Origin of the sequence: Azospirillum thiophilum, assembly GCF_001305595.1 — a bacterium.
Lineage (GTDB): Bacteria > Pseudomonadota > Alphaproteobacteria > Azospirillales > Azospirillaceae > Azospirillum > Azospirillum thiophilum.
This window is the reverse complement of record NZ_CP012404.1, coordinates 355,879-369,428: the sequence shown is the minus strand read 5'-3', so window position 1 is coordinate 369,428 and position 13,550 is coordinate 355,879. Positions and strand designations below refer to the sequence as shown.

Genomic DNA, 13,550 nt, shown 5'->3' with positions numbered 1-13,550 from the left:
AATGGGTCTTTCCACCTTCCGGCGGCCTGTCCGCGCATTATCCCTATCGGAAGAGGTAAGGTTCTCTTAATCAGTGTTTGACAGGCTCCCGCCCTACCTGGACTGGAGCGCAACCGGCGGCCTTCGAAGCCGCCCGTTCGAGCCGCAGGCCGGTGCGGACCATAAACATTGGGCCTGGGGAATGCGACATGGATGATCTGCTGTCCGAATTTCTGACGGAGACCAACGAAAACCTCTCGGTGCTCGACGTCGAGTTGGTGCGGTTGGAGCAGAATCCCAACAATCCGGAGCTGCTGTCGAACATCTTCCGGCTCGTCCACACCATCAAGGGAACCTGCGGCTTCCTCGGCCTGCCCCGCCTGGAAAAGGTGGCGCACGCGTCGGAGAACGTGCTGGGCAAGTTCCGCGACGGTGAGCTGACGATCAATCCGGAAGCGGTGTCGCTGATCCTGCAGGCTCTGGACACCATCAAGAGCCTGCTGGCGGTGCTGGAAGCGACCGAGGCGGAACCGCCGGGCGACGATATTCCGCTGATCGAGCGGCTGAACCTGTGCGCCGAAGGCAAGTTGGGCGCCCCCGCTCCGCCCGCCGCGGCCCCGCCGCCGCCGCCTACCGCTCCCGCGGTCGCCGCCGCGTCGGACTCCCGTCCGGTGACCCTGGACGAGCTGGAAGCGCTGTGGAACTCCACGCCCGGCCCGAACGACGCCCCGGCCGCGACTCCGGCGTCCGGCACGGCCGTCGCCACCCGCGCGCCCGAGCCGGCGGACGAGCCGGCCCCGTCGCCCGCTCCGTCGCAGGATCTCGTCGTGCCCGACGCCGAACCGGTCGCCGCCAAGATGCCGGCCCCGGTCGCCCCGATGGCGGGCGGTCAGGCCGGCGGCAATGCCGGCGGCGCCGATGCCGGGGCCGAGGCCGCGACCAAGGAATCGGCGGTCGCCGCCCAGACCATCCGCGTCAACGTCGACCTGCTCGAAAACCTGATGACCATGGTGTCGGAGCTGGTGCTGACCCGCAACCAGCTGCTGCAGATCCTGCGGTCGCAGAAGGAGAGCGAGTTCGCGGCGCCGCTGCAACGCCTCAACCATGTGACGTCGGAGCTGCAGGAAGGCGTCATGAAGACGCGCATGCAGCCGATCGGCAACGCCTGGGCCAAGCTGCCGCGCCTGGTGCGCGATCTGGCGCACGAGCTGAACAAGAAGATCGATCTCCAGATGCTCGGCGCCGACACCGAGCTGGACCGCCAGGTGCTGGAGCTGATCAAGGATCCGCTGACCCACATGGTGCGCAACAGCGCCGACCATGGGCTGGAGATCCCGGCGGAGCGCCTGAAGGCCGGCAAGTCGGAAACCGGCCGCGTCACCCTGAACGCCTATCACGAAGGCGGTCACATCATCATCGAGATCCAGGACGACGGCAAAGGCCTGGCTATCGACCGGATCAAGCAGAAGGCGATCCAGAACGGGATGGCGTCGGAGATCGAGCTGGCCTCGATGACCGACCAGCAGATCATCCAGTTCATCATGAAGCCGGGCTTCTCGACCGCCGCCAAGGTCACCAACGTGTCGGGCCGCGGCGTCGGCATGGACGTGGTGAAGACCAACATCGAGAAGATCGGCGGCACGATCGAGATCAAGTCGGTCCAGGGCAAGGGGTCGACCTTCGTCATCAAGATCCCGCTGACGCTGGCCATCGTCTCCGCCCTGATCGTCGAATGCGCCGGCGAACGCTTCGCCATCCCGCAGATCAGCGTGGTCGAGCTGGTGCGCGCCGCCGCCGACAGCGAGCACACCATCGAGCGGCTGAAGGGCACCCCGGTGCTGCGCCTGCGCAACCGCCTGCTGCCGCTGGTGTCGCTGCAGGAGCTGCTGCGGCTGGACGACAGCGAGGGTGCCAAGAAGACCGAGGACGAGACCTTCATCGTCGTCACCCAGGTCGGCACCTACACCTTCGGCATCATGGTCGACCGCGTGTTCGACACCGAGGAAATCGTGGTGAAGCCGGTGGCGCCGATCCTGCGCCACATCGAGATGTTCTCGGGCAACACCATCCTGGGCGACGGCTCGGTCATCATGATCCTCGACCCCAACGGCATCGCGTCGGCCACCGGCGAGATGGCGATGGGCGAGGCCGCCGGCAAGGAGGCCACCGCGGTCCAGACCCAGCGCCAGGAGGACAAGATGGCGCTGCTGCTGTTCCGCGCCGGCGAGGGGGCGCCCAAGGCGGTCCCGCTGTCGCTGGTCGCCCGCCTGGAGGACGTCGACCTGGCGACGGTCGAGCTGTCCAACGGCCTGCCGGTGGTCCAGTACCGCGGCAAGCTGATGCCGTTGGTTCCCATCGACCCGAACTTCATGCTGGGCCGCGAAGGCCGCCAGCCGGTGCTGGTGTTCGCCGACGGCGACCGCTCGATGGGCCTGATCGTCGACGAGATCGTCGACATCGTGGAGGAGAAGCTGAACGTCCAGCTGGCGGCGGAGCGTCCCGGCCTGATGGGCTCGGCCATCATCGCCGGCAAGGCGACCGAGGTCATCGACGCCGGCTTCTTCCTGACCCAGGCCTATAAGGACTGGTTCGGCTCCTCCACCCAGGACGGGTTCGAGGAGGAGAAGCTGCAGCGCGTGCTGCTGGTCGACGACAGCCCCTTCTTCCGCAACCTGCTGACGCCGCTGCTGTCGGTCGCCGGCTACGACGTGACGGCGGTGGAGAATGCCGGCGACGCGCTGGCGCTCTGCGAGGCAGGCGAGGACTTCGACGTCATCGTCTCCGACATCGAGATGCCGGGCATGAGCGGCTTCGACTTCGCCGAGGCGGTGCGCCACGGCAGCCGCTGGCAGCGCGTGCCGATGGTGGCGCTGTCCAGCCACGCCAGCGCCCGCGACCTCGACCGCGGCCGCATCGCCGGCTTCAACGACTATGTCGCCAAGTTCGACCGTGACGCGCTGCTCTTCGCGCTGCAGCAGACGCTGACCGAACAGAAAGGTGCCGCATGAGCAACGCCAAGCTGCCGTCCACCGTCCGCAAGTCGAAGGGCGACGACCTCGCCGTCTCCGGCAACCAGGACTTTGTGACCATGACGATCGCCGACCAGATGTTCGGCATCCCGGTCCTTCAGGTGCAGGACGTGCTGGGCCATCAGCGGATCACCCGCATCCCGCTGGCCCCGCCCGAGGTCGCCGGATCGCTGAACCTGCGCGGCCGCATCGTCACCGCCATCGACGTCCGCCTGCGGCTCGGCCTGACCGGCCGGCCCAAGGACAAGCCGGGCATGTCGATCGTCGTCGACCTGCGCGGTGAGCTGTACAGCCTGATGGTCGATTCCGTCGGCGAGGTGCTGAGCCTCACCAAGGAGGACTTCGAGCGGAACCCGGCGACGCTGGATCCGCGCTGGCGCGAGGTCTCCACCGGAATTTACCGGCTGAACGGCCAGTTGATGGTTGTGCTGGACGTGCCGCGTCTGCTCAACTTCACGACCATCGAGACGGCCTGACGGCTCGCGGCGCCTTCGGGCGCCCCGTGCCCCGGCCGGCTTCGCCGACGAATTGATGACCTGAGGCCCTGCCGCAATGAAATCCTGTCTGGTGGTCGACGACAGCCGCGTGGTCCGCAAGGTCGCGCGCAAGATCCTGGAAGAGCTGAACTTCGCCTGCAGCGAGGCGGAGGACGGCAAACAGGCGATGGAAGCCTGCGCGGCGCAGATGCCCGACGCGATCCTGCTGGACTGGAACATGCCGGTGATGACGGGGATCGAGTTCCTGCGCCGACTGCGCAAGATGAGCGGGGGCGAACAGCCCAAGGTCGTCTTCTGCACGACCGAGAACGACCTCGCCCATATTCAGGAAGCGCTGTCCGCCGGGGCGAACGAATACATCATGAAGCCCTTCGACAGCGACATCATCCAGACCAAGTTCGCGCAGGTCGGCCTGCTGTGAAGATGGTGCGGCCGCAAGGCCGGGGACCGGCCCGGGAAACGCAGCCCGGCCGGGACGATGGAGAAACAGCGTTGAACTTGTCGCGTTGAAAGGCAAACAGCCGTTATGTCGGACAGTCTTGGCAGAGGACCCCTCACCCCCGCACGGCCGGCCAATCCGGATCCCGTCCGGGTCATGGTGGTGGACGACTCCGCCGTCATCCGCGGCCTTCTGACCCGTGCGCTGGAAGGTGACCCGGATATCCGCGTCGTCACCTCCGTCGGCGACGGCCAGATGGCGGTCAATTCTCTGCAGCGCAACTCGATCGATGTCATCGTGCTGGACATCGAGATGCCGGTGATGGACGGCCTGACCGCCATCCCGAAGCTGCTGGCGGTGGCGCCGCAGGTGAAGATCATCATGGCGTCGACCCTGACGCTGCGTGGTGCCGATGTCTCCATCCGCTGCCTGTCCGCCGGGGCCGCCGACTATATCCCCAAGCCGACCTCGACCCGCGAGATCGGCGGGGCGGAGGATTTCAAGCGCGAGCTGGTCGCCAAGGTCAAGGCGCTGGGCGCCGCCGCCAAGCGCGCCGGGTCGCGCTCGCGCGGCGAAATCCGCCCGCTGACCCCGGCCCTCCCGCTGGGGTTGAAGCGCGATGTCGGGCCGATCGTCACCCGCCCGACCCCGGCCGGCGCCCTGGCGGCAAAGCCGGACGTCATCGCCATAGGCAGCTCCACCGGCGGCCCGCAGGCCCTGTTCGAGGTGCTGTCGCACCTGAAGGCCGGCGTCAGCCAGCCGATCCTGATCACCCAGCACATGCCGGCGACCTTCACCACCATCCTGGCCGAGCACATCTCCCGCCAATGCGGGATCGATGCCCGCGAGGCCAAGGACGGCGAGCCGATCGTCCAGAACCGCTGCTACATCGCGCCCGGCGACTTCCACATGCTGGTGGTGCAGCGCGGCGGGGCGAACGTCATCACCCTCAGCAAGGATCCGCCGGAGAATTTCTGCCGCCCGGCGGTCGATCCGATGATGCGCTCCATCCTCAAGGCGTTCGGCGGCCGCAAGATTCTGGCCTGCATCCTGACCGGCATGGGCCAGGACGGGCTAAAGGGCTGCACCGACGTCGTGAATGGCGGCGGCACGCTGATCGCCCAGGACGAGGCGTCCAGCGTCGTCTGGGGCATGCCGGGCGCGGTGGCCCAGGCCGGCATCTGCAATGCCATTCTGCCGCTCAAGGAAATCGGTCCCCACATCCGCAAGCTAGCGTCGAGGGCAGCATGAGAGTCGAAGATTTCGACATGTTCTCCACGCTGCTCAAGCAGCGTTCCGGCCTGGTCCTGACCCGGGACAAGGCGTACCTGCTCGAATCCCGGCTGATGCCGGTGGCGCGCAAGTGGAACATGAAAGGGCTGGAGGAGCTGGCGACCACCGTCCGCACCCGCAAGGACGAGGCGCTGCTGCGCGACATCACGGAAGCGATGACGACCAACGAGTCATCCTTCTTCCGCGACCAGAAGCCCTTCGACCAGTTCAAGCAGCTGGTCCTGCCGCGCCTGATGGAAGCGCGGGCGGCCAAGCGCTCCCTGCGCATCTGGTCGGCCGCCTGCTCGTCCGGACAGGAGGCCTATTCGCTGTCGATGATCCTGAACGACGAGGCGGCGAAGCTGGCCGGCTGGCGCATCGAGATCGTCGGCACCGACATCTCGGCCGAAATGGTGGAGCGGGCGAAGTCCGGCATCTACACCCAGTTCGAGGTGCAGCGCGGCCTGCCGATCACCCATCTGGTGAAGCATTTCAAGCAGAACGGCGACAAGTGGCAAATCAGCCAGCAGCTGCGCCAGATGGCGTCGTTCCGCGAATGGAACCTGCTGGGCGACCTGTCGGCACTTGGACAGTTCGACATCGTCTTCTGCCGCAACGTGCTGATCTATTTCGACCAGCCGACCAAGGCCAAGGTGCTGGAATCCATCTCCCGCCAGATGCCGCAGGACGGCGTGCTCTATCTGGGCGGCGCCGAGACGGTGCTGGGCATCACCGACAAGTTCAAGCCGGTGGAGGGCCAGCGCGGCCTCTACAGCCTGGGAGGCTTTTCCGCCGCTGGCGCCAAGGTGGCGTAACGAGCCGGACGAGCCCGGGCCGGGCGACCGGGCTGGACGACCGATCGGGGCCGGGAACGGCACCCCGTGTGGGGGTACAGGCTGGACATCGACGGGGGCGGTCCGGCCGCCCCCCTTCGTACAGGATAGAGCTTACGAAAAGGCGCTTAGGCCGACGGCGTGATCGACTTGATCGGTCCACGCGGATTGCCGGACATCTCGGCGATCTTGCGGTCCTGCGCCTCGAGGAAGGTGCGGATCGAAGTCTCACGGTCGAACTGGTCGATGTCCGAGGTCGGCACCTTGCGGTTGGACGTGCGGGCACCATCCTGGTAGAGAACGTCGAACAGCAGGAAGCCATTATCGACAGGTTGTTTCTTCTGACGGGCCATGGCCTGTCCTCCGTTGGTTCGCGGTCAGCCCGCGATCATCCATTGTCGGTTTCTGTACTGGTGGGATGGGCGTCATCCTGCGCATCCACCGTCTCCGCATCGGTCTGATCGTCGACACGGCGGGCGGCGACCCCCTCCTCGCGGCGCTGCAGTTTTTCCTGCTTCCGCTGTTCCTTGGCCCGGTTACGCTCGGCCCGCTGCTGATTGTAGTTCGGCTTGAAAGCCATGGCGGTTCTCCTTGGGGCAGGTTCCGGCAGAGCGCGGGCCCGTCGTTCGGGGCCCCGTCATTGAGCAACACGGAAAAAGGGCACCGGTTTCCCGATGCCCCTTTTCGCCGCATTTCGGCGGATAGACGGCTCAGACCGCCTTCAGATTTTCCGCAGAGGTCTTGCCGCGCTTGGGATCGCGCTGCTCCTCATAGGAAATCTTCTGGCCATCGACCAAGCTGCGCAAGCCGGCGCGCTCGACAGCGGAGATGTGAACGAACACATCCGGGCCGCCGTTGTCCGGCTGAATGAAACCAAAGCCCTTGGTGCTGTTGAACCATTTGACGGTGCCGACGGGCATCTCTGTCTCCCATAACGCGAAGGGCGCCACACCACCGGTGTAGCGCATCAGACTGGATGTGGGATTCGCCGCCTCCGGGTGCGCACAAGGCGAAAGAGGAGGGCATTGCAAGGGGGCGTTGGGGGCCCCGCAGTCCGAAGCAGAATGACCAGTCTTACATGGGAACGCCCGGCCCCGCTTTCAAGGCGAAAGTGGCCGGGCGTCGAAGACGGTCGAAAATATCAGCCGGCCGCCTGCTGCTGCAGGCGCGGCGGCGGCGGCGGAGCGCTCTCGGCGATCTCCTCCTGCGGGTCGCGCAGGACATAGCCGCGGCCCCACACCGTCTCGATGTAGTTGTCGCCCTGGGTGGCGGCGGCGAGCTTCTTGCGCAGCTTGCAGACGAAGACGTCGATGATCTTCAGTTCCGGCTCGTCCATCCCGCCATAGAGATGGTTCAGGAACATCTCCTTGGTCAGCGTCGTGCCCTTGCGCAGGCTCAACAGCTCCAGGATGCCGTATTCCTTGCCGGTCAGGTGCAGCGGCGACTGGTCGACCTCCACCGTGCGGGTGTCGAGGTTGACGGTCAGGCGTCCGGTGCGGATGATGCTGTCGGAATGGCCCTTGGACCGGCGGACGATCGCCTGGATGCGGGCGATCAGCTCGCGCTTGTCGAACGGCTTGGTCAGGTAATCGTCAGCGCCGAACCCCAGCCCCTTGATCTTGTTGTCCATCTCGGTCAGGCCGGACAGGATCAGGATCGGCGTGGTCACGCGCGCGGCGCGCAGGCGGCGAAGGACCTCGTATCCGTCGATGTCGGGCAACATCAGGTCCAGGATGATGATGTCGTAATCATAGAGCTTGCCGATCTCGAGCCCGTCCTCACCAAGGTCGGTAGAGTCGACGATGAATCCTTCCGTGTTCAGCATCAGCTCGATGCTTTTGGCAACGGAGGAATCGTCTTCAACCAGCAGAACCCTCATGGCGATATCCCGACGTTTGATGGCGCGCTTTCGCTACCCGACCCCGGAATGGCCCCCGATCTTTTGACCGATTTCAACCATCCCGTTTACACAAGTTAACAGACGATTCAGCTTAACGCCAGCGCCAAGCGCTTACACAACGTTAATCCTTCCATCGCAAAATGAGATCATGGTGGTTAACGGCGCCCCCGTCCACTGGACTACCACTCAATAGGAGCGCGTTCCGTCTTGGGAACGCCGACACCCGATCCATGCCGTTCGATATCGATCAGCTGATCCGCGACATCGACCAGATCCCCGATCGCAGCCGCTACGGCCGCGTCACCGCCGTGTCCGGCCTGATGGTCGAAGTCGGCGGGATCGAGAAGGAGCTGTCGGTTGGCGGCCGCTGCATCGTGGAGACACGCGACCGCCGCGCCGTCCCCTGCGAGGTCGTGGGATTCCGCCAGGGTCGGGCGCTCGCCATGCCCTTCGGTGCGCTGGATGGGGTCGGGCTGGGCTGCCGCGCCCTGGTGGCGGGGGACCAGCCCTCGATCTTCCCGACCGACGCCTGGCTCGGCCGCGTCGTCAACGCGCTGGGCGAACCGGTGGACGGCAAGGGGCCGCTGCCCAAGGGGCCGCGTGGCACGCCGATCCGCAACACGCCGCCCAATGCCCACGCCCGCGCCCGGGTCGGGCAGAAGCTGGACCTCGGCATCCGCGCCATCAACGCCTTCCTGACCTGCTGCCTGGGGCAGCGCATGGGCATCTTCGCCGGCTCCGGCGTCGGCAAATCCTCGGTCATGTCGATGCTGGCCCGCTTTTCCGGCGCCGAGATCGCAGTGATCGGGCTGATCGGCGAGCGCGGCCGCGAACTGCAGGAGTTCATCACCGAGGATCTGGGCGAACAAGGCCTCGCCCGCAGCATCGTCGTCTGCGCCACCTCCGACGAGGCGCCGCTGATGCGCCGGCAGGCCGCCTACCTGACGCTGGCGGTGGCCGAGCATTTCCGCGACGAGGGCCGCAACGTCCTGTGCATGATGGACAGCGTCACCCGTTTCGCCATGGCCCAGCGCGAGATCGGCCTGTCGGCCGGCGAACCGCCGACGACCAAGGGCTATCCGCCCACCGTCTTCGCCGAGCTGCCCCGCCTGCTGGAGCGTGCCGGGCCGGGGCTGGTCGGTTCGGGATCGATCACCGGGCTGTTCACCGTGCTGGTCGACGGCGACGACCACAACGAGCCCATCGCCGACGCGGTGCGCGGCATCCTGGACGGCCATATCGTGCTGGAGCGCCAGATCGGCGAGCGCGGGCGCTACCCGGCGATCAACATCCTGCGCAGCGTGTCGCGCACCATGCCCGGCTGCAATTCCGCCAATGAGAACGAGCTGGTCGGCCATGCCCGGCGCCTGCTGTCGTCCTACGACAACATGGCCGAGATGATCCGGCTGGGCGCCTACCGCCGCGGCTCCGACCCGCAGGTGGACGAGGCGATCCATTACCAGCCGGCGCTGGAAGCCTTCCTGAAGCAGGGCAAGCGCGAATCCACCGATCTGGAGACCAGCTACGCCATGCTGGCTGAAATCTTTGGGGTGCAGTGGCCGCAATGAGCCTGAAGACGATCATCCGCCTGCAGAAGCTGCAACTGGACGAGAAGCGTCGCGTCCTGGCAGAGCTCCACACGCTGGCCGACCGGCTGCGGGCGGAGATCGAGAGGGTCAAGCAGGAGATCGTGCACGAGCAGGAAACGGCGCGCGACGACTTCTCCGTCTCCTTCACCTATTCGAACTTCGCCCAGGCGGCGATGGAGCGCGGCCGCAAGCTGGGCGAATCTCTGGGGCAGGTGGAGATGCAGATCAACATCGCCACCGACGAGATGGCCGAGGCCTTCCAGGAGCTGAAGCGCTTCGAGCTGGCCGAGGAGGAGCGGCTGAAGCGCGAGCGCGACAAGCAGAAGCGCAAGGAGGCCGCCATGCTGGACGAAACCGCCCTGGTCGGCTTCCGGCGGCGTCAGGCGGAAGAGGAAGCGGCCGGGAACTGAGGAGACCGCGGGACTGCCAGCCGGAGTGCCAGCCCGGCGCTCAGACCGTCACAGACACCAGGCCGCCCGGCGATCCGCCGAAACTGCCGCCGGCCGCTGCGGGCGGAACGCCGCCGCCGACCGACGGCATGCCAGCCGATGACGTACCGCCTGCGATGCCGCCGGTACCGCTGCTGCCGATGGAACCGGCAAAGGACAGGCCCGTGGAGCCGAAGCCGCTGGCCGCAGAGGCCGCAGCCGTGCCGGCACCGCCCGCCCCCACGGCGGATCCGTTCGCCGCGGCGGCGGTGCCCGTCTGCGGAGCGGATGCGGTCTTACGCTCATCCTCCTGCGACGGGCGGCCGGCGGCACGGCGATATTCCTCGACCACACGGCGGGAGGGAATTTGGTCCTGGGTCTCGCCGGTGTCGAAATCGCGGTAATAAAGCACCGCGACCCGCGCGCCCTGGTCATAGCGCAGGAAGGGGCTGATATAGCCGGCCCCGGCCGCCTTTCCCGGGGCGTCCGCGGAGGCGCTGTCTTCGGCCGAGGGCGATGCCGAACCGGCCGTGCCGGCCTCCGTCGGCTGAAGGGCCGTCGGGCGGACTGCCGTCGTGCTGGAAACGCCACGGATCTCCATCGGTGCCTCCCGCCTCTGTTGCCTGCGCGTCAGCCCTCCCCGCCCATCCTGCCGATCCAGCGCATTCCGCCCGGATCAGACCGTGATGTTCAGGTTCTGCCCGCGGGTCGGGGTGGTGTTGCCGCCCGAACCGGACTGCGTGCTCTGCGCCTCCTGCTGGCGGCGGGTCCGCTCGGTCTCGTCCTCCTGAGCGGACTCGACGGGCGAGGTGGAGCGCTGTGCGGCTGCCGGACCGCTGCTGAGCGGGGTGACGTAGGGCTGCTGATAGCCGCCGACTCCGCCGATGCTGCTGACGCCCATGGTGGTTCCTCCGGTCGCTGGTGCGACGCTTCTTCGACAAGCCGGGGGAACGATCCATCCTGCGGTCTTCCGACCGTATCGCCGGGGTCCGGCTCATCCCCCGACTAGGCAAATTTTGCCTGATCGAAGGGGGTAGCGCCAGTGAAATCGACGCCCCGGAACGCGCTTTGCGCAAATGTCAACGATCAAAGCGGCTTACGGGACAATGCTCACACCTCTTTTTCCATGGATGGCTCCGCTTCGGCAACCGTGGCGACGGACTCCGGCGCCGACTCCGCGTTGCGCCACAGCGCGGCCTCCACCGCCAGCGTCCAGAAATTCTCGGCGGCCTTGCTCTGACGCGTGCGCGGACGGACCAGCCGGATTTGGACCGGCACGGCCCAGCGTCCGTCGCCGGCGGGGACCAGGACACCGCGCGCCAGATCCTCGGCGACCAGGCTTTCCGGCAGCCAGGCGATGCCGCGGCCGTCGCGCGCCAGCGTGCGCAGCACCGCGGCGAGATGCGAGGTAAAGACGGTGTCGAGCGCCAGCGGCGCCGGCTGTGCCGCCCGCACCGCCTCCAGGATGCGGCCCATGCCGGATTCGCGGCTGTAGGACAAGTGCGGCAGCGGCCGGCCTTCGGCATCCGACAGGGCATGGCGCGGCCGCCCGGCCGCATCCGGCGCGACGACCGCCAGCAGCCGGTCGCCGCCGACCACGATGGACCGGAAGGAGTCCGCATCCAGCCGGCCGGCGGCGGCGGGGTGGGCATGGCACAGCAGGAACTGCGCCTGCCCGGACAGCATCAGCCGCTCGCACGCCTCCATACTGTCGGACGACAGGGTGATGGCGCCCAGCCGCGCCCGCGATTCCAGCGCCCGCAGCCAGGACGGGAAGAATGTCAGCGACAGCGCATGGGTGGCGGCGAACCGCAGGGTCGCGGCCTCCGACTGGGCGGCCAGCCGCGCCTCCTCCCGCCCCTGCAGCAGGCGGCGCACGGTTTCGTCGGCGAAGGGACGGAAGCGGCGCCCGGCCTCGGTCAGGGTCACCGGCTGGCCGCTGCGGTCGAACAGCGGCGTGCCGGCCCAGTCCTCCAGCGCGCGGATGCGGCGGCTGAAGGCGGGCTGGGTCAGGTGGCGGACGTCGGCGGCACGGGAGAAGTTGCCGCAATCGACCAGCGCCAGGAAATCGTCGAGCCAGGAAAGTTCCATCACCCGATCTTACACCGTCAGGCAGGCCCGCCCATGCGTCAATCGCCATGCCCCAATCCCCATGCCGAACCCGCATGATGCGTTCCGACCTTGGCATTGGCCCGGCGGCCCGAACCATCCCTACAGTGCGGCCACGAAACGCGCCACCACGCAGCAAGGGGTTCCGCCATGCGCATCGTCGAAATCCGCGAGCAGACCGCCGGCATCAAGTCGGACATCGCCAACGCCTTCATCGATTTCAGCCAGATGACCTGCAGCGTCGTCGCAGTCGTCACCGACGTGGTGCGCGACGGCAAGCCGGTGATCGGCTACGGCTTCAACTCGAACGGCCGCTATGCCGCCGGCGGGCTGCTGCGCGAACGCTTCATTCCCCGGCTGATGTCCGCGGCCCCCGACAGCCTGCTGGACGACACGGGCGACAATCTGGACCCGTTCCGCATCTGGACCCGGCTGATGACCAACGAGAAGCCGGGCGGCCACGGCGAACGGTCGGTTGCCGTCGGCACCATCGACATGGCGGTGTGGGACGCGGTGGCGAAGATCGCCGGCGTGCCGCTCTACCGGCTGCTGGCCGACCGCTTCCGCGGCGGCGTCGCCGACGACAGCGTGTGGGTCTATGCCGCGGGCGGCTATTACTATCCGGGCAAGGATCTGAAGGCCCTGCAGGACGAGATGCGCAGCTACCGCGACCGCGGCTACCGGGTCGTGAAGATGAAGATCGGCGGCGCACCGCTGGAGGAGGATCTGCGCCGCATCGACGCGGTGCTGGAAATCGTGGGCTCGGCCGGGAACCTGTGCGTCGACGCCAACGGCCGTTTCGACCTCGACACCGCCATCGCCTATGCCGAGGCGCTGAAGCCCTACGGCCTGTTCTGGTACGAGGAGGCCGGCGACCCGCTCGACTATGCGCTGCAGGCGGAGCTCGCCAGGCATTACGACCGCCCGATGGCGACCGGCGAGAACCTGTTCTCCCACCAGGATGCCCGCAACCTGGTCCGTCATGGCGGCATGCGCCCCGACCGCGACTGGCTGCAGTTCGATTGCGCGCTGAGCTACGGCCTCGTCGAATATATGCGGACGCTTGACATGCTGAGGGAGAATGGCTGGTCGAGCCGCCGGGTGGTGCCGCATGGCGGGCACCAGATGTCGCTGAACATCGCGGCCGGCCTGCATCTGGGCGGCAACGAGTCCTATCCGGACGTCTTCAAGCCTTTCTGCGGTTTCGCCGACGGCATCGCGGTGGAGGATGGCCGGGTGCGCCTCCCCACCCTGCCCGGCGTCGGCTTCGAGGCGAAGTCGGAGTTGTTCACGACCATGACCACCCTGCTGGAAACCTTATAGGCTCCATCGGATTTCGCGGCCGGACCTGTTCCTTTGGGAGACCGTGTCGCCAGCCATTGACCCAGCGCGGCACTGTGGCATTCTGGAAAAGGTCGCAACGTTTCAGAAAGGAGGTGATCCAATGTCTCATGGAGCCAGTCCGGTCGTCGCCG

15 protein-coding genes are annotated in these 13,550 nt (G+C 67.1%); 8 read left to right on the top strand and 7 right to left on the bottom strand.

Going from position 1 to position 13,550, the window contains the following annotated elements; translation table 11 throughout:
• The first annotated feature begins 188 nt into the window (after positions 1 to 188).
• From AL072_RS24505 to AL072_RS24485, 5 genes are all read left to right on the top strand, one after another.
• On the top strand, positions 189 to 2,987 hold the full coding sequence (locus tag AL072_RS24505) for a hybrid sensor histidine kinase/response regulator (protein ID WP_045583530.1): 2,799 nt from the start codon (positions 189 to 191) through the stop codon (positions 2,985 to 2,987).
• The gene (locus tag AL072_RS24500; protein WP_045583531.1) at positions 2,984 to 3,484 is read left to right on the top strand and encodes a chemotaxis protein CheW; all 501 of its coding nucleotides are present in this window, start codon (positions 2,984 to 2,986) and stop codon (positions 3,482 to 3,484) included. Before AL072_RS24505 ends, AL072_RS24500 begins: the two co-directional genes overlap by 4 nt.
• A 76-nt stretch (positions 3,485 to 3,560) precedes the next feature.
• Positions 3,561 to 3,926: a response regulator gene (locus tag AL072_RS24495; RefSeq protein ID WP_045583532.1), complete on the top strand. Its 366-nt coding sequence runs from the start codon at positions 3,561 to 3,563 to the stop codon at positions 3,924 to 3,926.
• 105 nt (positions 3,927 to 4,031) lie between these two features.
• Complete coding sequence (locus AL072_RS24490; protein WP_045583533.1) at positions 4,032 to 5,195, top strand: protein-glutamate methylesterase/protein-glutamine glutaminase; 1,164 nt, start codon at positions 4,032 to 4,034, stop codon at positions 5,193 to 5,195.
• The gene (locus AL072_RS24485) at positions 5,192 to 6,031 is read left to right on the top strand and encodes a CheR family methyltransferase (protein WP_045583534.1); all 840 of its coding nucleotides are present in this window, start codon (positions 5,192 to 5,194) and stop codon (positions 6,029 to 6,031) included. The genes AL072_RS24490 and AL072_RS24485 overlap by 4 nt, the downstream gene beginning before the upstream one ends.
• Before the next feature lie 146 nt (positions 6,032 to 6,177).
• On the opposite strand, the gene AL072_RS24480 is transcribed toward AL072_RS24485, so the two are convergent.
• The 4 genes from AL072_RS24480 to ctrA all read right to left on the bottom strand — a co-directional run bounded on the left by AL072_RS24480 (position 6,178) and on the right by ctrA (position 7,928).
• Entirely contained in the window at positions 6,178 to 6,402 is a 225-nt protein-coding gene (locus tag AL072_RS24480; RefSeq protein ID WP_045583535.1) for a hypothetical protein, read from the bottom strand.
• A gap of 35 nt (positions 6,403 to 6,437) precedes the next feature.
• A complete protein-coding gene (locus AL072_RS24475) occupies positions 6,438 to 6,629 on the bottom strand; it encodes a hypothetical protein (protein WP_045583536.1) in 192 nt (63 codons plus the stop codon).
• A 130-nt stretch (positions 6,630 to 6,759) separates the two neighbouring features.
• Positions 6,760 to 6,969, bottom strand: a complete 210-nt coding sequence (locus AL072_RS24470) for a cold-shock protein (protein ID WP_045583537.1) — start codon at positions 6,967 to 6,969, stop codon at positions 6,760 to 6,762.
• 221 nt (positions 6,970 to 7,190) lie between these two features.
• Positions 7,191 to 7,928 carry a response regulator transcription factor CtrA gene (gene ctrA / locus AL072_RS24465; protein ID WP_045583538.1) on the bottom strand — a complete coding sequence of 246 codons (738 nt, stop codon included), beginning with the start codon at positions 7,926 to 7,928 and terminating at the stop codon, positions 7,191 to 7,193.
• Between the two features lie 251 nt (positions 7,929 to 8,179).
• Here ctrA and fliI point away from each other — a divergent pair, with 251 nt between their 5' ends.
• Together fliI and AL072_RS24455 are read left to right on the top strand one after the other, a co-directional pair.
• A complete protein-coding gene (gene fliI, locus AL072_RS24460) occupies positions 8,180 to 9,517 on the top strand; it encodes a flagellar protein export ATPase FliI (RefSeq protein ID WP_045583539.1) in 1,338 nt (445 codons plus the stop codon).
• On the top strand, positions 9,514 to 9,948 hold the full coding sequence (locus AL072_RS24455) for a flagellar export protein FliJ (protein ID WP_045583540.1): 435 nt from the start codon (positions 9,514 to 9,516) through the stop codon (positions 9,946 to 9,948). Before fliI ends, AL072_RS24455 begins: the two co-directional genes overlap by 4 nt.
• Positions 9,949 to 9,988: 40 nt before the next feature.
• Here AL072_RS24455 and AL072_RS24450 read toward each other — a convergent pair whose 3' ends face one another.
• The 3 genes from AL072_RS24450 to AL072_RS24440 form a co-directional block, all read right to left on the bottom strand.
• Positions 9,989 to 10,567: a hypothetical protein gene (locus tag AL072_RS24450; RefSeq protein WP_045583541.1), complete on the bottom strand. Its 579-nt coding sequence runs from the start codon at positions 10,565 to 10,567 to the stop codon at positions 9,989 to 9,991.
• A 75-nt stretch (positions 10,568 to 10,642) separates the two neighbouring features.
• Positions 10,643 to 10,867: a hypothetical protein gene (locus AL072_RS24445; protein ID WP_045583542.1), complete on the bottom strand. Its 225-nt coding sequence runs from the start codon at positions 10,865 to 10,867 to the stop codon at positions 10,643 to 10,645.
• Positions 10,868 to 11,076: 209 nt separating this feature from the next.
• Positions 11,077 to 12,057, bottom strand: a complete 981-nt coding sequence (locus AL072_RS24440) for a LysR substrate-binding domain-containing protein (RefSeq protein WP_045583543.1) — start codon at positions 12,055 to 12,057, stop codon at positions 11,077 to 11,079.
• Between the two features lie 168 nt (positions 12,058 to 12,225).
• Here AL072_RS24440 and AL072_RS24435 point away from each other — a divergent pair, with 168 nt between their 5' ends.
• Positions 12,226 to 13,398 (top strand): mandelate racemase/muconate lactonizing enzyme family protein, encoded by a 1,173-nt coding sequence (locus AL072_RS24435; RefSeq protein WP_045583544.1) that lies wholly within the window; start codon positions 12,226 to 12,228, stop codon positions 13,396 to 13,398.
• The last annotated feature ends 152 nt before the right edge of the window (positions 13,399 to 13,550 follow it).

Coding starts and splice junctions, on each gene's coding strand:
- AL072_RS24505 (WP_045583530.1), top strand. CDS start 189: ATGGATGATCTGCTGTCCGAATTTCTGACGGAGACCAACGAAAACCTC.
- AL072_RS24500 (WP_045583531.1), top strand. CDS start 2,984: ATGAGCAACGCCAAGCTGCCGTCCACCGTCCGCAAGTCGAAGGGCGAC.
- AL072_RS24495 (WP_045583532.1), top strand. CDS start 3,561: ATGAAATCCTGTCTGGTGGTCGACGACAGCCGCGTGGTCCGCAAGGTC.
- AL072_RS24490 (WP_045583533.1), top strand. CDS start 4,032: ATGTCGGACAGTCTTGGCAGAGGACCCCTCACCCCCGCACGGCCGGCC.
- AL072_RS24485 (WP_045583534.1), top strand. CDS start 5,192: ATGAGAGTCGAAGATTTCGACATGTTCTCCACGCTGCTCAAGCAGCGT.
- AL072_RS24480 (WP_045583535.1), bottom strand. CDS start 6,402: ATGGCCCGTCAGAAGAAACAACCTGTCGATAATGGCTTCCTGCTGTTC.
- AL072_RS24475 (WP_045583536.1), bottom strand. CDS start 6,629: ATGGCTTTCAAGCCGAACTACAATCAGCAGCGGGCCGAGCGTAACCGG.
- AL072_RS24470 (WP_045583537.1), bottom strand. CDS start 6,969: ATGCCCGTCGGCACCGTCAAATGGTTCAACAGCACCAAGGGCTTTGGT.
- ctrA (WP_045583538.1), bottom strand. CDS start 7,928: ATGAGGGTTCTGCTGGTTGAAGACGATTCCTCCGTTGCCAAAAGCATC.
- fliI (WP_045583539.1), top strand. CDS start 8,180: ATGCCGTTCGATATCGATCAGCTGATCCGCGACATCGACCAGATCCCC.
- AL072_RS24455 (WP_045583540.1), top strand. CDS start 9,514: ATGAGCCTGAAGACGATCATCCGCCTGCAGAAGCTGCAACTGGACGAG.
- AL072_RS24450 (WP_045583541.1), bottom strand. CDS start 10,567: ATGGAGATCCGTGGCGTTTCCAGCACGACGGCAGTCCGCCCGACGGCC.
- AL072_RS24445 (WP_045583542.1), bottom strand. CDS start 10,867: ATGGGCGTCAGCAGCATCGGCGGAGTCGGCGGCTATCAGCAGCCCTAC.
- AL072_RS24440 (WP_045583543.1), bottom strand. CDS start 12,057: ATGGAACTTTCCTGGCTCGACGATTTCCTGGCGCTGGTCGATTGCGGC.
- AL072_RS24435 (WP_045583544.1), top strand. CDS start 12,226: ATGCGCATCGTCGAAATCCGCGAGCAGACCGCCGGCATCAAGTCGGAC.